Raw genomic sequence first — 18,787 nt, 5'->3', positions numbered from 1 at the left:
CGCGCGGCGAGGCCGGGTCGGCCGCCGTGGACTCCGAATCCGCTCGTATCCGTCTGGCCAAGCTGCTTCAGGCCTCGGGCCTGGACGAGACCCGCCCGACCCAGTCCGACTATGCCGCCGAAGCCGCCTATGCCTTTTCGCCCCGCAACGAAGAGGGGCGGCCCCGCGTCCTGCTGGCCGAGGCCGGGACCGGCACGGGCAAGACGCTGGGCTACCTCGCCGCCGCCTCCGTCTGGGCCGAGCGCAACCAGGGGGCCGCCTGGGTCTCCACCTATACCCGCGCCCTGCAACGCCAGATCGACCGCGAGAGCGCAGCCCTCTGGCCCGATCCCGAGGTGCGCAAGAAGAAGACCGTCGTGCGCAAGGGCCGCGAGAACTACCTCTGTCTGCTGAACCTTCAGGACATGGTTCAGGCGGCCCAGTTGGGCAACGGCGACCTGATCGGCCTGGCCCTGACCAGTCGCTGGGCCCTGCACAGTCGCGACGGCGACATGACCGGCGGCGACTTCCCCGGCTGGCTGCCCGGCCTGTTCGCCGTGGGCGCGGGCCAGCAGGCGTCGGCGGGCAATCTGGTGGATCGGCGCGGCGAATGCGTCCACGCCGCCTGTCCCCACTACCGCACCTGTTTCGTGGAAAAGACCATTCGCGCCAGCCGCCGCGCCGATCTGGTCGTCGCCAACCACGCCCTGGTCATGACCCAGGCCGCCTTCGACGGGGCCCGCACCGCGCGCGGCCTGAAACAGGATAACGAGACCGCCGCCCTGAAACGCATCGTCTTCGACGAGGGTCACCACCTGTTCGACGCGGCCGACAGTGCGTTCTCCGCCTGTTTGTCGGGTCAGGAGGCGGCCGAGCTGCGCCGCTGGATCCGGGGGCCGGAGGGGCGCGGGCGGCGGGGCAGGGGGCTGGAACAGCGTCTCGGCGACCTCGTCGGCGACGACTCGGCCGCGCAAAAGGCGCTGCAGGACGCCATCCGCGCCGCCGCCGCCTTCCCCGGCGAAGGCATCTCCGGCCGCATCGCCCCGCCGTCCGGCGAGGTGAACCCCGTCGGCCCGATCGAACAGTTCCTGATGGCCGCGCTGGAACAGATCCGCGCCCGCACCTCGGAGGCCGCCTCGTCCGCGTCGTCGGAGTTCGGCACCGAATGCGCCGTCCGCCCGGCGACCGAGCCCCTGCTGGAGACCGCGCGCGGTGCGGCCCAGGCCATCGCCGCGCTCGAAGCGCCTTTGCTGGCCCTGGCTCGCCATCTGGAAGACATCCTCGACGACGAGGCGGCCGAGCTGGAACCCGCGTCCCGAGCCCGGATCGAGGGGGCCCTGCGCGGTCTGGACCGTCGCGCCCGCATGACCCTGCCCGGCTGGCGCTCCATGCTGGCCGCGCTCCAGGACGCGGGTGACCAGCCCGATCCGGACTTCGTCGACTGGCTGTCGGTCGAGACGGCGTTCGGTCGCATCCACGACGTAGCCCTGCGCCGCCACTGGATCGATCCGACCGTGCCGCTGGAGGCCGCCGTCATCCTGCCCTCGCACGGCGTACTCGTGACCTCGGCGACCCTGTCGGATCCCCTGGCCGAGGCCGGCGGCGGTGACCCTTTCGATATGGCGCGGATGCGCACGGGTTCGGCCCGGCTGATCGACCCGCCGCGAACGCTGAAGGTCGAGAGCCCCTTCGACTATGCCTCGAACAGCCGGGTCATCGTCGTCACCGACGTGGCCAAGGACGACCCGCGCCAGACGGCGGCGGCCATGCGCGAACTGTTCCTGGCGGCCGGGGGAGGCTCGCTGGGCCTGTTCACCGCCATTCGTCGCCTGAAGGCCGTCTACGAACGCCTCGGCCCCGACCTGGCGAAACATCAGATCCCCCTTTATGCCCAGCACGTCGATCCGCTGGAGGTCGGTGCCCTGGTCGACATCTTCCGCGCCGAACAGGACAGCTGCCTGCTCGGCACCGATGCGGTCCGCGACGGTGTCGACGTGCCCGGCCGGTCCCTGCGTCTGCTCGCCTTCGACCGCGTCCCTTGGCCCCGTCCCGACCTGTTGCACAAGGCGCGGCGGCTCAAGTTCGGCGGAGAGGCCGCCGGCAACTCCTCGTCGGGGGGGCGCGGCTATGACGACAGCCTGGCCCGCGCCCGAATCGCCCAGGCGTTCGGTCGGCTGATCCGCCGCGCCGACGACAAGGGTGTCTTCGTCATGCTGGACGCCGCCACCCCCACCCGCCTGTTCGCCAGCCTGCCCCCCGGTGCCGAGGTCCAGCGCATGGGTCTGGTGGATGCGATCGAGCTGACGAAGGGGTTTCTGGGGTAGAGGCACAGCTCCCCAACGGCGCAGGTGTGTAGTCCCAAACTTTTACTGCAGCCAGCGCCCCGGATCGACGGGGCGGTCTTCGCGGCGGAGTTCGAAATAGACCTCGCCGTCGGTGGCGGCCTTGCCCAGGCCCTGGCCGTCGGTGACGCGGGCACCGGTCTCGACCGAAACGCTGTCCAGACCCGCCAGGACGACGCGCCAGCCGGGGCCGAGGTCGAGGATCACGACCTGGCCCCAGCCGTTGAGCGGTCCCGCGTAGTCGACGACGGCGGAGGCGGGAGCGGACACGGTGCGGCCGTCACCCTTCCAGCGCAGGCCGGTCGATCCGTCGCCGAAACCGCCGCTGGGCAGGCCGGGCAGGGGCGAGGTCAGGCGGGCGCGACCGCCGGGCAGGCGGGTGGCGACGGGCTCCGCGTCCGTGTCGGGCGCTGATCCGACGGTGCCGCCCAGAGCCCGGATACGGGCCTCCAGCACGGCCGCGGCGCGCTCGCTGCGCTGGGCGTCGGCGCGCAGAACGGCCAGCAGGGCGGTCTTGCGCGTGGTCAGGGCCTCGATCTCGCCGCGCCGGTCGCCCTGGGCACTCTCGACGGTCAGAAGGCGTTCGCTGGACAGGACGGCGAGGCGGCGGATGCGGGTGATCTCGGCCTGACGGTCGGCCAGAATCCGGGCACGACGGGCGAGGTCCGGGGTCATGGCCCGCATCAGGATGGCGGCGCGGACCGTGTCGACGGCCTTGTCGGACGGGATCAGAAGGGGTGGTGGCGGGCGCCGGCTCATCATCTGCAGGGCCGACAGCAACCGGCCCTGAACGGCGCGCTCCCCCGACAGATCCGCGACCAGGGCCGTTTCCTGACGGGCCAGTTCGGACAGGCGGGCGCGCTGGGCATTCAGCTGGGCGTCGTCGGTGTCGCGGGCCTGACGCAGGGCGGACAGCTGGCGCTCCAGAGCCGCCAGCTCGGACTGTGCATCGACGGCGTCGGCGCGCAGGCGACGAGCGCGAACCTGTTCGTCGCGATACTCGGCCTGGAGCGAGCGCAGGTCGGTGGCTTGGGTGTCTCCGGTCTCGAGGGCCTGATCCTGGGCACGCAGGCTCGCGGCCGGGCCGACGGCGAGCAGGATCAGCAGGGCGGTGGCGAACCGTTTCATCAGTCGCGATGATAGGGTGATCCGGCCAGGATCGTCACGGCCCGATAGACCTGTTCGGCCAGCATGGCGCGGGCCAGGGCGTGGGGCCAGGTCTGGGGCCCGAAGGCCAGGGTCGATCCGGCCGCCGCCAGCACGCTGGGGTCCAGCCCGTCGGCGCCGCCGATGGCGAAGACCAGCCGCCGCTCGCCGCGATCCCGCAAGCCGGCGATGTGGTCGGCGAAGGCCCGGCTGGAATACGCCTTGCCCCGCTCGTCGCAGGCGATCAGGTGCGCGCCTTCTGCCGAGGCGAGGATCAGCTCGGCCTCTGGGGCCTTGCCGGGTTTCCGGGGGTCCAGGTCGATCAGGTCGAGCGGACCGAGGCCCAGGGCGCGGCCGGACAGGGTCGCTCGCTGGGCATAGTCGGCGGCGAGGGTGGCCTCGGGACCGCGACCCGGTTTGCCGATGGCGAGGATGGAGATTTTCATCGGTTATCCTTCTCCCCTTGCGGGAGAAAGTGGCCGAGCGCAGCGAGGTCGGATGAGGGGTCATGCCGTCGCGACAGCTTGAGCGCCATCTCCCCAGCCCAGTGTTCCGTGTGACCCCTCATCCGTCAGCCTTCGGCTGCCACCTTCTCCCGCAAGGGGAGAAGGAAACCTAGACCGCCGTCGGCGTGCGGTGGGCGCTGTCGACGGCCCAGATCTTTTCGATGTTGTAGAACATCCGCACCTCGGGCCGGAACAGGTGGATGATGACATCCTCGGCGTCGATCAGAACCCAGTCGCAGTGCGGCAGGCCCTCGACCTTGGCCTTGCCGAGGCCGTGTTCCTTGAGGGTGCGCAGCAGGTGGTCGGCCAGGGCACCGACGTGGCGGTGCGAGCGGCCAGAGGCCACGATCATGGTGTCGGCCATGGGCGACTTGCCCTTGAGATCGATCAGGACGATGTCCTGGGCCTTGTCGTCGTCGAGCTTGGCGAGGATGGCGGTCTCAAGGGCATTGCTGCCAGCCGGAAGCACGCCGCGGTGCTCACCGGACCGGGGACCGTCGAAACCCGAAGCCTCTTCCCCGTCTTCGGCGTGGATGGGCTCGAAATCGTCCATCTCGTGGGCCGTGTTGGAAACGGCGTCGTCTTGCGTATCGTACGCGGGCGAGGGGGTCAGCGGAGGGCTCCGGGGTGGTGACTAAAGCGGGTCTCTAGCACAGATGGGGCGCTAGGTCACCTGACTCAAGCGGAGCCGGTCCGGGCGGCCCTGCGGATCGCGGTCGAGGAGCTGAGATTCAGCGGCGCCGTCAGATAGGTCCAGGCCGGGGCGGTCATGTCGGCCAGCACCCGCGCCTCGTCCGAGGAGACCCGGAAACCGGCGAACCGACGCGCCGCCGGGGCCGCACGGCTTTCCAGCATCGAGCCCGGCCGGGCGACCACCGCCACCGGCATCATCCGCATGATGTCGGTCCAGCCGCGCCAGCGATGAAAGCTTTCGAGATTGTCCGAGCCCATCAGCCAGACGAAATGCACATTGGGATAGCGGGCCCTGAGCGTGCGCAGGGTGTCGATGGTCCAGGTGGTGCCCGCGCGGGTCTCGAAATCCGAGACGATCATGGCGGGGCCGTGGGCGTGGGCCCGGGCCGAGGCCATGCGCTCGGCCAGGGGCGCGGTCTCGTGCCGGCCCTTCAGCGGGTTCTGGGGCGAGACCAGCCAGACGACGCGGTCGAGTTGCAACCGGCTCATGGCGGTCTCGGCGACGTGGGCGTGGCCGTCGTGGGCCGGGTTGAACGAGCCGCCGAACAGGCCGACCCGCATCCCGGGCGCGAGGCTCAGCCCGTCGCGCAACGCCCCGGCGCGGGGGCCGGACGTCTGGGGAGCGGGACCGGCGTGGAAGAAGGACAAGGCGGTCGGCGCTCGGCGTTACGAGAAGGGCGGCTTATGCTCAGTCTTGCGCTAACACGCCGGGAACGGACTGTCGCGTCAGATTCCTTGACGCGGTGCAGCAGAGACCGAGGCCTTCAGGGGGCCCAGCCCGCGGCGGTGCTCGGGATCACGTCGCCCTCTTCGTCGATTTCGCCACGGTTCTTGCGCACCTCGGCCCAGGCGGCGCGGAGCAGTTCGGACACGCCTTCGCCCGAGACGCCCGAGACCAGCATGGGCCGCTTGCCGGATGCGGCCTCAAGCTCGGCGGCCTTGGCCTCGCGTTCGTCGGGGGACAGGGCGTCGATCTTGTTCAGCGCCAGGATCTCGGTCTTGTCGGCCAGGCCCTCGCCATAGGCATCCAGTTCGCCGCGGATGATGCGATAGGCGCTCGCGACATCGTCCTGGGTGCCGTCGACCAGATGGATCAGCGAGGCCGAGCGTTCGACGTGACCCAGGAACCGGACGCCGAGGCCCGCGCCCTCGGACGCCCCCTCGATCAGGCCGGGGATGTCGGCGATGACGAACCGCTCGCCGGGGCTCAGATCGACCATCCCCAGGTTGGGGGCCAGGGTCGTGAACGGATAGTCGGCGATCTTGGGCCGGGCCGCCGAGGACGCCGCCAGGAAGGTCGACTTGCCCGCGTTGGGCAGGCCCGCCAGGCCGATGTCGGCGATCAGTTTCAGCCTCAGCCAGATCCACATCTCCTGGCCTTCCTGGCCGGGATTGGCGTGGCGCGGGGCCTGGTTGCCCGGCCCCTTGAACCGGACATTGCCCCAGCCGCCATTGCCGCCGCGCAGCAGGCATTCGGACTGGCCGATCTCGGTCAGGTCCAGCACGACCGTCTCCTTGTCCTCGCCCAGCACCTGGGTGCCGACGGGAACCTTGAGCACGACGTCCTCGCCCTTGGCGCCGTGCATCTGGCGGCCCTGGCCGTGGTGGCCGGTGTCGGCCTTGAAATGCTGGCGATAGCGATAGTCGATCAGGGTGTTCAGCCCCTCGACCGCCTCGATCCAGACTGAGCCGCCATTGCCGCCGTCGCCGCCGTCCGGCCCGCCGTTGGGGATGAATTTCTCGCGCCGGAACGAGACGGAGCCCGCCCCGCCATTGCCGGAACGGATGTAGATCTTGGCCTGGTCGAGGAATTTCATCGGGGAGACTTTTTAGGGCGCTAACGCTCGCGACGCGGTCGCTCGCTGCTTGAGCGCAGGCCCTATAGCCGAAGAGAGCGGCGATTTACAGGCAGGCGGACTTCCTTCTCCCCTTGCGGGAGAAGGTGGCAGCCGAAGGCTGACGGATGAGGGGTAGCTCGGTGTCGAGGGTGAGTGCTTTCGACGCCGACATCAAAGATTGGCGTGACCCCTCATCCGACCTCGCTTCGCTCGGCCACCTTCTCCCGCAAGGGGAGAAGGAGCTATGCTTTCCGGACGAACTCGGTCCGGAGGACGAGGCCGCGCACCTTGTCGACATTGGCCTCGATCTCGGCCTCGTCGTCGGTCAGGCGGATGTTCTTGACCAGGGTGCCGCGCTTCAGCGTCACCCCGCCCGATCCCTTGACCTTGAGGTCCTTGATCAGGGTCACGCTGTCGCCGTCGGCGAGAAGGTTGCCGTTGGAATCCTTGGTCGGGGTGTCGGTCATCCGCGCCCCTTACGCCTCCGGAACATTCGCGTCGAGTTCATCCAGCCAGACCCGCGCATTGCCGTCCGAGGGTGCGCGCCAGTCGCCGCGGGGGGACAGGGAGCCGCCGGTCACGACCTTGGGGCCGTTGGGCAGGGCCGAGCGTTTGAACTGGCTGGTCTGGAAGAAACGGATCAGGAATTTGCGCAACCAGAATTTGATGGTGGCCAGGTCGTATTCGACCTTCTCCTCATCCGGCGTGTTGATCGGCCAGGCCCCGCGCGAGGCGTCGCCCCAGGCCTGATGGGCCAGATAGGCGACCTTTGAGGGCTTCAGTCCAAAGCGGGTGATGTAGAACAGGAAGAAGTCGTTCAGCGCATAGGGGCCGACGGTGGCCTCGGTGGACTGGATCTTCCCGTCCGCGCCGGCGGGGACCAGTTCGGGCGAGATTTCGGTGTCGAGGATGGCGTTCAGGGTGTCGGCGGCGCTGGCCATGTCGTCGCGGTCCGCGACCCAGCGGATCAGGTGCCGGATCAACGTCTTCGCCACCCCGCCGTTGACGTTGTAGTGGCTCATATGGTCGCCGACGCCATAGGTGGCCCAGCCGAGCGCCAGTTCCGACAGGTCGCCGGTGCCCAGCACGAAGCCGTGGTTCTGGTTCGCCAGCCGGAACAGATAGTCGGTGCGCAGGCCTGCCTGCACATTCTCGAAGGTGATGTCGTGGACCGGCTGTCCGTCGGCGAACGGATGGCCGATGTCCTTCAGCATCTGTTCGGCGGCGGGGCGGATGTCGAGTTCCGCGCCGGTGACGCCGAGCGCCGTCATCAGGCTCCAGGCATTGGACTTCGTCCCGTCCGAGGTCGCGAAGCCCGGCATGGTGAAGGCCAGGATATCGGTCCTCGGCATCTGAAGCCGGTCGAAGGCGCGACAGGCGACCAGCAGGGCCTGGGTCGAATCCAGCCCGCCCGAGACGCCGATGACGATCTTCTTCGACCCCGTCGATTTCAGGCGCCGCATCAGGCCCTGAACCTGGATGTTGAACGCCTCGTAGCAGTCCTGATCCAGCCGGGCGGGATCGTCGGGGACGAAGGGGAAGCGGTCGAGGGGGCGGAGGAGGGGGCCGGTCACCACCGACTCCTGCGCCTCGAACGGCACGACGGTCGCCGCCTCGCCCTCGTTGCGGACGCATTCGGCGAAGGTGCCGTTGCGCAGCCGGTCCAGGCCGATCCGGTCCACGTCCACATCGGCCACGGTCAGGTGCGAGGTCAGGGCGAACCGCTCGCCCTCGGCCAGCTTGGCGCCCAGTTCATGGATGGTCGTCTGACCGTCCCAGGCCAGGTCGGTAGTGCTCTCGCCCCAACCCGAGGCGGTGAAGACATAGGCGGCAATAGCGCGCGACGACTGGCTGGCGCTCAGCATGGCCCGTTCGTCCGCCTTGCCGATGACGATGTTCGACGCCGAAAGGTTCAGCAGGATGCGGGCGCCGGCGAGCGCGGCGCGGGTCGAGGGCGGCTGCGGCGCCCAGAAGTCCTCGCAGATCTCGACCGCGAAGACGAAGCCCGGCCGGTTCACGGCCTCGAAGATCAGACCGGGCGCGAAATCCACCGTCTCGCCGTTCAGGACGACGCTGTCCTCGGTCCGCGCCGGGGCCGGGGCGAACCAGCGTTTCTCGTAGTACTCCCGGTAGTTGGGCAGATAGGTCTTGGGGATCACCCCCAGCACCTCGCCGCCGCCGATCGCGACCGCGCAGTTGAACAGTGCGTCGCCGCTGCGGATCGGCGCCCCGATCACGGCGACCACGCCGGTCTCCTCCGTCACCGCCGCCAGCCGCTCGATCTGCGCCTCCACCTCCTCCAGCAAGGCCGCCTGCATGTGCAGGTCGTCGATGGCGTAGGCGCTGAGGGATAGTTCGGGGAAGACGATCAGGTCGACGCCCTGTTCGGCCGCCTGACGGATCAGGGCCTCGTGTTCGGCGGCGTTCGCCTTTGGGTCGGCGATATGGACGACCGGGGTCGCGGCGGCGACGCGGACGAAGCCGTGGGTGCGGGCGCTGAAGAAGGGGTGGGCTTCGGGCATCAGATTTTCCGCTCATCCCGGTTTGGATGAAGTCGAACCCTTCTATCAGTCCGGCGCGACGACACCAAAACGCGCGTCCTTCTCCCGCAAGGCGAGAAGGATTCGATCCCTGCGTGACGGCGTCCCATCCGCCCGCTAAAGCCCTGCCTATGAACGATACCCCCAAGAAGGGCTGGTTCCAGCGTCTGTCGGACGGTCTGGCGCGGTCCTCCAAACAGATCACCGAGACGGTCGTCGGCGGCATGACGAAGGAGCCGCTCGACGAGGCGGCGCTGGAGCGGCTGGAAGAGCATCTGCTCGAGAGCGACCTGGGCCCCGCCGCCACAGACCGGATCGTCGAACGCTTCCGCGCCCTGCGCTTCGGCAAGGTGTCGGACGAGCGCGAGGTCAAGGAGGCCCTGGCCGAAGCCGTTGCGGCTGAACTGCTCCCGAGGCAAGCCACCTTCGATCCGCTGGGGCCCGACGGCGTGGCGGGCGGCATCAAGCCCTATGTGGTGCTGTTCGTCGGGGTGAACGGATCGGGCAAGACCACGACCCTGGGCAAGATCGCCGCCGACCTGACCGGCAAGGGCGCCAAGGTGATGATCGTCGCCGGCGACACCTTCCGCGCCGCCGCGCGCGAACAGCTGAAGGTCTGGGCCGAGCGCGCGGGGGCCGATTTCGAGAGCCGCCGCGACGGCGCCGACCCCGCCGGGCTGGCCTTCGACGCCTATACCAAGGCGCGGGCCGAGAACTATGACGTGGTCCTGATCGACACCGCCGGGCGGCTGCAGAACAAGTCGGCCCTGATGGACGAACTGCTCAAGATCGTGCGGGTGCTCAAGAAGATCGAGCCGGAGGCGCCTCACGAGACCCTGCTGGTGCTCGACGCCACGGTGGGGCGCAACGCCCTGGCCCAGGAGCAGATCTTCGGGCGCACCGCCTTCGTCTCGGGCATCGTGATGACCAAGCTGGACGGCACGGCGCGGGGCGGGGTCCTGGTGCCCGTGGCCCAGGCGTCGGATGCGCCGCTGAAGCTGATCGGGGTCGGCGAGGGGATCGAGGACCTGCAACCCTTCGACGCCCGCGCGTTCTCTCGTTCACTGGTCGGGCTGGAGGACTGAATGAGCGACACCCATGAAACGGGCAAACCCCCCACCTGGGTGCGTCAGGTGGTGGATTTCGGGGCGCTGGCCGCCTTCGCCGCCGTCTATGTTTTCTTCCGCTATGTGAAGGGCCTGCCGGGGTCCGAGGCCCTGGTCCAGGCGACCTGGGGGCTGGTGGCGGGATCAGCGGTGGCCATCGCGGTCGGGCTGCTGGTCGAAAAGCGCCTGGCCCTGATGCCGCTGCTTGTCGGCGGATTCGCCCTGGTGTTCGGGGTCCTGACCCTGGTGTTTCAGGACGACCTGTTCGTGAAGCTGAAGGTGACGGTGCTGAATGCGTCCCTGGCCGTCGCCCTGCTGGGCGGGGTCTGGCTGAAGAAGGAGCCGCTGAAGGCGTTGCTGGGGTCGGTCATTCCGGTCAACGACCGGGCGTGGCGCATCCTGACGATCCGTTACGGATTCTATTTCGCGGCGGTCGCCATCGTGAACGAACTGGTCCGGTCCGAGGCCCTGGTCGGTTGGGCGGCGGCGCGCATGGGCATGGCGGATATCGATCCGGCCGACGTCTGGGTCAGCTTCCGCGGCGTGCTGTGGATCGCCTCGTCCGCCTTCGGACTGGCCAATGTGCCGCTGATCATGAAGAACCTGGTGTCGGACGCCCCGGTCGATGCGACAGCGCCGGCTCGACCCGATACCGCGCCCTGAGACGCACGGCTTTGCCGTTGTCGCGAAACCGTAAAGCCCGGCTGATAACCCTCCGTCCACGACATGTTAGTGGCGCTAACGCGCTTCGCGCTGCTTGAGCGCGGGGGCGATCGTCCGCCTCAAGGGAAGTTCGACCATGGTGAAGTCCGGCAAGTCGAAGCGCAGCGGGGCCCTGGCGGAATCGCCCAGCCATCTGATGCACCGGGTGCTGCAACTGGCGCTCGACATCTATTCCGAGGAAGCCGGTGCCGACGGCCCGACCCAGCGCCAGTTCGCGGTCATGGAGGCGGTCTCGGCCAAGAGCGGCCTGACCCAGACCGATCTGGTGCGCGCCACCGGCATCGATCGCTCGACCCTGGCCGACCTGGTGGCCCGGATGACGACCAAGGGGCTGCTGGAGCGCGAGAAGTCGGCGATCGACGCCCGCGCCAAGGCGGTGAAACTGTCCGAGGCCGGAACGGCCCTGCTGGAGGCCGCCCGCCCCCGTGTCGAGGCGGCCGATCGGCGAATCCTGGCCCTGCTGCCCAAGGGCAAGCGCGAGGGGTTCATCGAACTTCTGTCGGATCTGGCCAACGCCGCCGACGCCGCCCCCGATCTGGCCAAGGCCGAGGTCAAGGCGGCCAAGAAGTCCCAGAAGGAGGCCAGGAAGGCCGAGAAACTGGCGCGCAAGGCGGACGGCACCGACAAGGCGGCGCCCGGTGATCCCGAAAAGGTCCGGCCGGTGAAGAAGGACAAGAAGCCCAAGAAGGCCAAGGCGCCGGTCGTGGCGGTCGAACCCGTCTCCTGACGCAGGGCTCCCGGCGGCCGAGGCTTTACAGCCGGGCGCGATGGGTACAGATTTCCTTTCAGGCCGCCGAAGAGCGGTCGGGAGGTTACGATGGCTGTGCTCGACTGGATCGTCGATTTCGTGTCGCCCGGAGTCTGTCGGTCGCGACCGGGTGAGCCCCGGATTCTGGCGATCGATATGTGCCCCGTGACCTATGGCTACTGGTTCGTCGAGGAAGACGCCGAACCGCCTGTGCCCGAGGCTGCGCCCGTCAACTGACGCCGGCCGTGTCGGCGCGGTCGTTCAGACCCTGATATCGAGAAGACTGCCGGGCCGGACGGGGCGATCGCCCTGTGCGGCTTTTGGTGCTTCGGCCGCGGCCGGCGCAGGGGCGGCCGGTGCCTGGGCATAGCCGCCGACCTGGGCCATGGCGGCGCGAAAGAAGTCGGCCTGGGCTGCGCGGACAGCCGGCGCGGTGCCGCCGGTCGGGGCGGGGATCGCGGGCAGGTCGGGACGGATCGTGCTCATGCGCTATGGTTAACGCGCGTCGGGCGGAAAAGGGTTAACGCCGGTTTCGGCGGAGCGCAGCGACAGCTCCAACCGATGCCCTCCGTGCAGACGCAGGTTCATCACAAAGGACACCAAGGAATCACCAAGGACACGAGACGGGGCCGAAGAGGTTTCGAGGTCGCGACCGGCAATCCGATATGTGCCCGGAATGAAGGGCGGCTTTGCCGCCATTTCGCTTCTCGGTGAGACCGCGCTCGATGGGTACAGTCCGCAGCGACGTGTGCGATCTCTTGGTGATCTTCGTGATCCCTTGGTGTCCTTTGTGATGAACCCTTTCGCCTATTGCGACGGCCGCGACCGCTGGGTCGCCGTGGGCGGCAGGCGGGGCGGGGCGACGAGGGCGGCGACCAGGCGGTCCACGTCGGCGTCGGTCAGCAGGGGCCCTGAGGACTTGGCCACGACCCGGCCCATGGCGTCCACCGCGAAGCTTTCGGGCACCCCGGAGACGCCGAGGTCGAGACCGGCCCGGCCCTCGCGATCGACCAGGACCATGGCATAGGGATCGCCCAGTTCGTCGAGGAAGGCCTGGGTCGCCTCGGGCTCGTCCTTGTAGGCGATGCCGACGACGGCGATGCCGCGCTCTTTCAGGGCCAGCAGCCGGGGATGCTCGATCCGGCAGGGGGCGCACCAGGAGGCGAACAGGTTGACGATCATCGGCCGTCCGACACCGGCGGTGCGGATGTCCACGTTCTGGGGGCCCGCCACGCCGCCGGCGAGGATGGGCAGGACGGTCTCGGGCACCGTCTGGCCCACGGCGGCGTCGGGCTTGTAGGCCGGGTCGCGCTTCAGCGACCAGCCGATGAACAGGGCGGTCAGGGCGACGAGCGCCACCAGGGGGATCACCGCGAGCCAGCGGTTCATTGTTCTGGCCCTACCGCGCTCTGCGCTACTTGAGGGCGGCCTTCGGCGGTGTCCTCCTTGTCGAGCCGACGCAGTTCAGCCTTCCAGCGGCGCGCGGCGACGACGACGCGGACGACCAGGCCGGCGAGGACCAGGGCGCTGATGCCCCAGGCGGGCCAGACGAAGGCGGCGTAGGGGGTCATGTCGAGGTCGGGCATGGCTTCAGGCTCCCACGGCGGCGCGGGCGCGCAGGGTCAGGACGCGGCGGCGGGTCACCTCGGTGCGGATCGCCGTCAGCCAGATGGCCAGGAACAGGGCGCCGTATGCGGCCATCATCGTCAGGAGCGGAGTCAGGAAGACTGGGTCGAGGCTGGAGCCCCCCGCGCGCAGCAGCGACGCCGGCTGATGCAGGGTGTTCCACCAGTCGACCGAGAACTTCACGATCGGCAGGTTGATGAGCCCGACCAGACCCAGGACGGCGGCGGCGCGCCCGGCCTTGGTCTCGTCGTCGATCGAGGACCGCAGCGCCATATAGCCGAGGTAGAAGAGGAACAGCACGAGCACGCTCGTCAGCCGCGCGTCCCAGACCCACCACGTCCCCCACATGGGCTGACCCCAGAGCGAACCGGTGATCAGGGCCAGGGCCGTAAAGGCCGCGCCCGGCAGGGCGGCGGCGCGGGCGGCGGCGTCGGCCAGCGGATGGCGGAACACCAGGGCGAAGAAGCTGGAAATCCCCAGAGCCGCATAGACCATGGTGCCCAGCGACGCGGCCGGGACGTGGACGAACATGATCCGCACCGTGTCGCCCTGCTGATAGTCGCCGGGCGCGGTGAAGCTGAGCCAGGTTCCGACGGCCAGCAGCGCTGCGGCGACGGCCCACAGCCAGGGCACCAGCGGGCCGGTGAAGCGCATGAAGCGGGCAGGGTTGGCGAGGCCGAACATGGCGGTCCGCTTACGCGCCACGCCCCTCAGCGGCAAGCGCGCCGGTGGTCGCGGCCGTCGCCCCGGACCGGCCGAGCACGGACTCGATGATCCTTCGATAAGCGCCGGTCAGGGCCACGATCTCTTCCACCGGCACCCGTTCGTCGAACTGGTGCATGGTCTGGCCGACCAGACCCAGCTCCAGAACCGGGCACAGGCTGCGGATGAAACGGGCATCGGAGGTGCCGCCGGTGGTCGAGGCCTCGGGGCGCCGACCCAGTTCGGCCTCGACCGCGTCCTGGACCGCCGTGACGAACGGCCCATGCGGGGTCAGGAAGGCCTCGCCGGAACACATATGCTCCAGCGTGATCTCCAGCCCGCTCTCGGCCGCCACCCGGGCCGCCTCCGCGTCCAGATGCGCGATCAGGCCGTCGCCGGTCTGGGCCGGGTTGAAGCGGATGTTCAGCCGCGCCTTCGCCTGCGCCGGGATCACATTGGTCGCGCCGTTGCCGATGTCGATCGTGGTGATTTCCAGATTCGACGGCTGGAAGGCCTCATAGCCCTCGTCCACCACCCAGGCGTCCAGCCGGGCCAGCAGCCGGACCAGCACCGGGGCCGGATTGGCCGCGCGATGGGGATAGGCGACGTGACCCTGACGGCCGTGGACGGTGATCCAGGTGTTCAGCGAGCCGCGCCGGCCGATCTTGATCATGTCGCCCAGCAGGTTTTGCGATGACGGCTCGCCGACCACGCAGGCGTCGATGACTTCCCCTTCGGCCAGCAGGGTTTCGACCACCCGCTTGGTGCCGTGCAGGGCCGGGCCTTCTTCGTCGCCGGTGATGAGGAAGGAGAGTGATCCCCCCGGTTCACCGTCAGCCAGCACGGCGGACACCGCCGCGACCCAGGCCGCGATGCCGCCCTTCATGTCCGCCGCGCCCCGGCCGTACAGGATCCCGTCGCGGATCTCGGCCTCGAACGGATCGGCGGACCAGCCGGCCTCGGCCCCCGTCGGGACCACGTCCGTATGGCCGGCGAAGCACAGGTTGGGCGAGGCGGTCCCGCGCCGGGCATAGAGGTTCTCGATCCGGGCGTGGACGCCTTCGCCCCCCGGTCCCTCGAACGGCATCCGGCGACAGGTGAAGCCCAGCCCCTCCAGCATTCTTTGCAGCAGGTCCATGGCCCCGGCGTCGGCGGGGGTCACCGACGGGCGGCGGATCAGGGCCTGGGTCAGTTCGACAGGATCAATGACAGGAGTTGATGCGGCGCTCATGGACCTATGCTTTAGGGACGTTGCGCGACTGCGAGAAGGCCCTGACGGCCGGGAAGGGGACGCCGATGCCGAAGATCGATCTGGATGCGGCTCCGACCGGGCACGGAACCTCCTATCCCGAGGCCTTCGCCGGCCCATGTCTGCCGCGTCGACGCTCGCGACTGGGCGATGCGGCGGGGCTGGACCAGTTCGGGGTCAATCTGTTGCGCCTGCCGGTCGGGGCCTGGTCGAGCCAGCGCCACTGGCATCTGACCGAGGACGAGTTCGTCTGGGTGGTGTCGGGCGAGGTCGTGCTGGTCGAGGGGCTGGAGGGCGAACCGCTGACCGAGACGGTGCTGGTCGCGGGCGACTGCGCGGGGTTCAAGGCGGGCGTTCCGAACGGCCACCGGATCGAGAACCGATCGGGGGCCGAGGCGGTTCTGCTGGAGGTCGGGACGCGCAATCCGACCGGCGACGGGGCCGACTATCCCGGTATCGACATGGTCCTGCCGCTCGGCGCGGACCGCTATTTTCACCGGGACGGCTCGCCGTACCCCAAGCATGATCGGCGCACGTGAGTACCGAGACACTCGAGACCGGCCCTGCCGTCCCTCCCCTTCCGCCGGCACCGCCTGAAGGGCCCGCAAGCCCGTGGGGCATTCGCGATTTCCGCCTGTTGTGGTTCGGGCGGGTGGTCGCCGTGCTGGCGATCCAGATCCAGTCCTCGGCCCTGCTGTGGCAGGTCTATGAGATCGCGCGCCGGGATCATCCGGTGGAGCAGGCCAGCCTGTATCTGGGTCTGGTCGGTCTTTGCCAGTTCCTGCCGCTGCTGGCCTTCACCCTGCCAGCCGGGGCCATGGCCGATCGGCGCGACCGCAAGAAGACGGTGTGGATCTCGGTCCTGGTCGAGGCCAGTTGCGCCGTCGGTTACCTGCTGATGGCGCTGCACGGTTCGCCGCCCCTGTGGGGGCTGCTGATCGTGGCCGCCGTGTTTGGGGCGGCGCGGGCCTTCCTCGCCCCGGCCAGCCAGGCCTTCCTGCCCATGGTCGTCGGCCGTCGTGCCCTGCCGCCCGCCATCGCGGCCCAGTCGATCGCCTTCCAGACCGGCGCCATCGCGGGCCCGGCCCTGGGCGGGGTGATCGTCGGGGTCAATGTGCCCCTGGCCTATGCGGTGTCGCTGGGTCTGTTCCTGATGGGTGCCGCCGCCTTCATCCTGATCCGCACCGGCGGCAAGCCCGCGCCCCAGACCAACCCCCTGTCCCCGCTCGAATCGGTCAAGGAGGGGCTGGCCTATGTGTGGCAGACCAAGGTGGTGTTCGGGGCGATCTCGCTGGACCTGGTGGTCGTGCTGATGGCCGGCGTGGCCCTGCTGACCCCGATCTTCGCGCGCGACATCCTGCATGTGGGACCCGAAGGCTTCGGCCTGCTGCGCGCCTCGTTCGGGGTGGGTGCCATGGTGGTGGCCATCTATCTGAGCCGGTTCCCGATCGTCCGGCATGGCGGGGTGTGGATGTTCGCGGCCGTGGCGGTGTTCGGCTTGGCCACCTTGACCTTCGGCCTGTCGCGGATCGTCTGGCTGTCGGCGGCGGCCCTGTTCGTCGGCGGGGCGGCCGACATGATCAGCGTCAATATCCGCCAGACCCTGATCCAGTTGGCCACACCCGACCACATGCGCGGACGGGTGTCGTCGGTGTCCATGCTGTTCATCGGGGCGTCCAACGAACTGGGCGAGGCCTATTCGGGCGTGATGGTGCGGATCCTGGGCGCCGTCGGAGCGGCGGTCGTCGGTGGCTTCGGCGCGCTGGCCGCCACGGGTGCCTGGGCCGCGATGTTCCCGGGACTGCGGAAGGCGGATCGGCTGGAGTGAGGCTCCCTCCCCCTCGTGGGGAGGGAGTGCGCTCAAGTGGCGCGTCGCGAAGCGACGAAACAGGCATCCAGACGCGAAAAAGCCCGCTGCGGGGGATACATCGCAGCGGGCTTTCACGCTCTCTGTGGAGCGGACGTTTCCTCCCCGAAACGCCTCCATCCAGCGTTTGTGCGCTTCCGCGCCTCGCCGTCCGGTGTGAGGGGAAATGACCCCAACGGCCGTGTGGGGTCAATCTAGGCCCAAGCGAAATCAGGCACTTTTGTGAGTAATCGTCAATAACTCATCCGTGAGTCGAGGTATTTATCGAAGGTTCGTCGATAATCGTGCGAATGGTTCTCACGAGATCGGCGCGGGCCACAGTCGACTGTCCCGGACGCGCCGCTTTCCACGCTTCGTTGTCGGCCACGCCCGCCGCCAGGATGCGTCCGGCGTCCAGATCCTTGATGGTGACCTGACCGGCCGCGATCTCGTCGCCGCCCAGCATGACGGCCGCGGGGGCGTTCCTGCGATCGGCATATTTCATCTGGGCCTTCATGCCCGCCCGGCCGAGATAGAGTTCGGCGGCGATCCCGGCGTTGCGCAGTTCGGCGACCGCATCGAGGTAGTGGGCCATGTCGTCCTGGGAGAAGACGATGACCACCACGGGTCCGCGCCGCGCCGCATCCGTCCGCCCCGCCGCCCGCAGGGCCGAGGCCAGGCGCGACACCCCGAACGAGAAGCCGGTCGCCGGGACCGACTGGCCGGTGAAGCGCGCGACCAGGTCATCATAGCGCCCGCCGCCGCCGATCGAGCCGAACCGCACGGGACGGCCTTTCTCGTCGGTGGTGTCGAGCAACAGTTCGGCCTCGAAGACGGCACCGGTATAGTATTCCAGCCCGCGCACGATGGTGGGGTCGAACCGCACCTGATCCTGGGCCACCCCCATGGACGTCAGGGCCGTGTCGATGCCGGACAGTTCGGCGAGCGCGGCCTCGCCCGCCGCACCCAGCCCGCCGGTCGCGGCGACGGCGTCCAGCGTCTGCGCCCGCGTCAGGGTCGGATCGCCGGCGCAGGCCAGGAAGGCCTGGATGGTCGAGGCGACCGGGGTCGGCAGCCGCGCGCCCTTGGTGTAGTCGCCGCTCTCGTCCAGCCGGCCTTCGCCGAGCAGGGCCGAAACCCCCTCCCAGCCCAGCCGGTCGAACTTGTCCACGGCGCGCAGGGCCGTCAGCCGCTGGACCGGATCGGTCACGCCACCGGCGTCGAACAGGCCGTCGAACAGTTTGCGGTTCGAGACCCGGACCACGGCCTGGCCGTCCTCCAGCCCCGCCGCCTTGAGCCCGGCGCAGGCCATGGCGATGATCTCGGCGTCGGCCTCGGGGCGGTCGGAGCCGACGGTGTCGGCGTCGCACTGCCAGAACTCGCGGAACCGGCCGGGGCCGGGCTTTTCGTTGCGCCAGACGGGACCGAAGGCATAGCGGCGGAACGGCTTGGGCAGGGTTTCCCACTGCTCGGCGGCGAACCGGGCCAGCGGCGCGGTCAGGTCGTAGCGCAGGGCCATCCACTGGTCATCGTCATCCTGAAGGGCGAAGATGCCCTCGTTGGGACGGTCGGCGTCAGGCAGGAACTTGCCGAGCGCATCGGCGTATTCGAACGCGCCGGTCTCCAGTGGTTCGAAACCCCAGCGTTCATAGACCTCGGACACCTTCGCCACGATCCGGCGCTGGGCGACCAGGTCGGCACCGCGGCGGTCGGCAAAGCCACGGGGGGCGCGGGCTTCGGGGC

20 protein-coding genes are annotated in these 18,787 nt (G+C 69.3%); 7 read left to right on the top strand and 13 right to left on the bottom strand.

From position 1 onward, the window contains the following. Window positions 1-2,303: ATP-dependent DNA helicase (locus tag ACILQR_RS09420; protein WP_395651183.1), on the top strand; the 2,303-nt coding region annotated here is incomplete at its 5' end. A gap of 42 nt (window positions 2,304-2,345) precedes the next feature. Here ACILQR_RS09420 and ACILQR_RS09415 read toward each other — a convergent pair. From ACILQR_RS09415 to ACILQR_RS09385, 7 genes are all read right to left on the bottom strand, one after another. Beyond that, window positions 2,346-3,449 carry a murein hydrolase activator EnvC family protein gene (locus ACILQR_RS09415; RefSeq protein WP_395651182.1) on the bottom strand — a complete coding sequence of 368 codons (1,104 nt, stop codon included), beginning with the start codon at window positions 3,447-3,449 and terminating at the stop codon, window positions 2,346-2,348. Continuing rightward, complete coding sequence (gene rlmH, locus ACILQR_RS09410; protein WP_395651181.1) at window positions 3,449-3,913, bottom strand: 23S rRNA (pseudouridine(1915)-N(3))-methyltransferase RlmH; 465 nt, start codon at window positions 3,911-3,913, stop codon at window positions 3,449-3,451. The genes ACILQR_RS09415 and rlmH overlap by 1 nt, the downstream gene beginning before the upstream one ends. A gap of 169 nt (window positions 3,914-4,082) precedes the next feature. Further along, window positions 4,083-4,526 carry a ribosome silencing factor gene (rsfS, locus tag ACILQR_RS09405; RefSeq protein ID WP_395651180.1) on the bottom strand — a complete coding sequence of 148 codons (444 nt, stop codon included), beginning with the start codon at window positions 4,524-4,526 and terminating at the stop codon, window positions 4,083-4,085. A gap of 125 nt (window positions 4,527-4,651) precedes the next feature. After that, window positions 4,652-5,314 (bottom strand): nicotinate-nucleotide adenylyltransferase, encoded by a 663-nt coding sequence (locus ACILQR_RS09400; RefSeq protein ID WP_395651179.1) that lies wholly within the window; start codon window positions 5,312-5,314, stop codon window positions 4,652-4,654. A gap of 116 nt (window positions 5,315-5,430) precedes the next feature. After that, the gene (obgE, locus tag ACILQR_RS09395) at window positions 5,431-6,483 is read right to left on the bottom strand and encodes a GTPase ObgE (protein ID WP_395651178.1); all 1,053 of its coding nucleotides are present in this window, start codon (window positions 6,481-6,483) and stop codon (window positions 5,431-5,433) included. 263 nt (window positions 6,484-6,746) lie between these two features. Continuing rightward, window positions 6,747-6,971 (bottom strand): alkylphosphonate utilization protein, encoded by a 225-nt coding sequence (locus ACILQR_RS09390; RefSeq protein ID WP_271145439.1) that lies wholly within the window; start codon window positions 6,969-6,971, stop codon window positions 6,747-6,749. Between the two features lie 9 nt (window positions 6,972-6,980). Beyond that, entirely contained in the window at window positions 6,981-9,026 is a 2,046-nt protein-coding gene (locus ACILQR_RS09385; RefSeq protein WP_395651177.1) for an NAD(+) synthase, read from the bottom strand. Between the two features lie 149 nt (window positions 9,027-9,175). Between ACILQR_RS09385 and ftsY the strand changes: the two genes are divergently transcribed. The 4 genes from ftsY to ACILQR_RS09365 all read left to right on the top strand — a co-directional run bounded on the left by ftsY (window position 9,176) and on the right by ACILQR_RS09365 (window position 11,858). Further along, entirely contained in the window at window positions 9,176-10,129 is a 954-nt protein-coding gene (ftsY, locus tag ACILQR_RS09380; RefSeq protein WP_271145437.1) for a signal recognition particle-docking protein FtsY, read from the top strand. Continuing rightward, window positions 10,130-10,813, top strand: coding sequence for an inner membrane-spanning protein YciB (locus ACILQR_RS09375; protein ID WP_395651176.1), 684 nt, complete (start codon window positions 10,130-10,132; stop codon window positions 10,811-10,813). Window positions 10,814-10,949: 136 nt separating this feature from the next. After that, window positions 10,950-11,600, top strand: a complete 651-nt coding sequence (locus ACILQR_RS09370) for a MarR family winged helix-turn-helix transcriptional regulator (RefSeq protein WP_395651175.1) — start codon at window positions 10,950-10,952, stop codon at window positions 11,598-11,600. A 90-nt stretch (window positions 11,601-11,690) separates the two neighbouring features. Beyond that, the gene (locus tag ACILQR_RS09365) at window positions 11,691-11,858 is read left to right on the top strand and encodes a hypothetical protein (protein ID WP_395651174.1); all 168 of its coding nucleotides are present in this window, start codon (window positions 11,691-11,693) and stop codon (window positions 11,856-11,858) included. 24 nt (window positions 11,859-11,882) lie between these two features. On the opposite strand, the gene ACILQR_RS09360 is transcribed toward ACILQR_RS09365, so the two are convergent. The 5 genes from ACILQR_RS09360 to dapE all read right to left on the bottom strand — a co-directional run bounded on the left by ACILQR_RS09360 (window position 11,883) and on the right by dapE (window position 15,180). Beyond that, entirely contained in the window at window positions 11,883-12,107 is a 225-nt protein-coding gene (locus ACILQR_RS09360; RefSeq protein WP_395651173.1) for a hypothetical protein, read from the bottom strand. Window positions 12,108-12,428: 321 nt separating this feature from the next. Then, a complete protein-coding gene (locus tag ACILQR_RS09355; protein WP_395651172.1) occupies window positions 12,429-13,010 on the bottom strand; it encodes a redoxin family protein in 582 nt (193 codons plus the stop codon). Next, window positions 13,007-13,207 carry a heme exporter protein CcmD gene (gene ccmD, locus ACILQR_RS09350; RefSeq protein ID WP_395651171.1) on the bottom strand — a complete coding sequence of 67 codons (201 nt, stop codon included), beginning with the start codon at window positions 13,205-13,207 and terminating at the stop codon, window positions 13,007-13,009. Before ccmD ends, ACILQR_RS09355 begins: the two co-directional genes overlap by 4 nt. A gap of 4 nt (window positions 13,208-13,211) precedes the next feature. Further along, complete coding sequence (locus ACILQR_RS09345) at window positions 13,212-13,931, bottom strand: heme ABC transporter permease (RefSeq protein ID WP_395651170.1); 720 nt, start codon at window positions 13,929-13,931, stop codon at window positions 13,212-13,214. Between the two features lie 10 nt (window positions 13,932-13,941). After that, a complete protein-coding gene (gene dapE, locus ACILQR_RS09340) occupies window positions 13,942-15,180 on the bottom strand; it encodes a succinyl-diaminopimelate desuccinylase (protein WP_395651169.1) in 1,239 nt (412 codons plus the stop codon). 65 nt (window positions 15,181-15,245) lie between these two features. Between dapE and ACILQR_RS09335 the strand changes: the two genes are divergently transcribed. Further along, complete coding sequence (locus ACILQR_RS09335; RefSeq protein ID WP_395651168.1) at window positions 15,246-15,737, top strand: cupin domain-containing protein; 492 nt, start codon at window positions 15,246-15,248, stop codon at window positions 15,735-15,737. Further along, on the top strand, window positions 15,734-17,026 hold the full coding sequence (locus ACILQR_RS09330) for an MFS transporter (RefSeq protein ID WP_395651167.1): 1,293 nt from the start codon (window positions 15,734-15,736) through the stop codon (window positions 17,024-17,026). The genes ACILQR_RS09335 and ACILQR_RS09330 overlap by 4 nt, the downstream gene beginning before the upstream one ends. 280 nt (window positions 17,027-17,306) lie before the next feature. On the opposite strand, the gene hisS is transcribed toward ACILQR_RS09330, so the two are convergent. Continuing rightward, window positions 17,307-18,787 (bottom strand): histidine--tRNA ligase (gene hisS / locus ACILQR_RS09325; protein ID WP_395651166.1); only part of this gene is annotated, 1,481 nt, incomplete at its 5' end.

This window comes from Brevundimonas sp. (genome assembly GCF_044239655.1).
GTDB lineage: Bacteria > Pseudomonadota > Alphaproteobacteria > Caulobacterales > Caulobacteraceae > Brevundimonas.
This window is presented reverse-complemented; position numbering and strand designations above follow the sequence as displayed.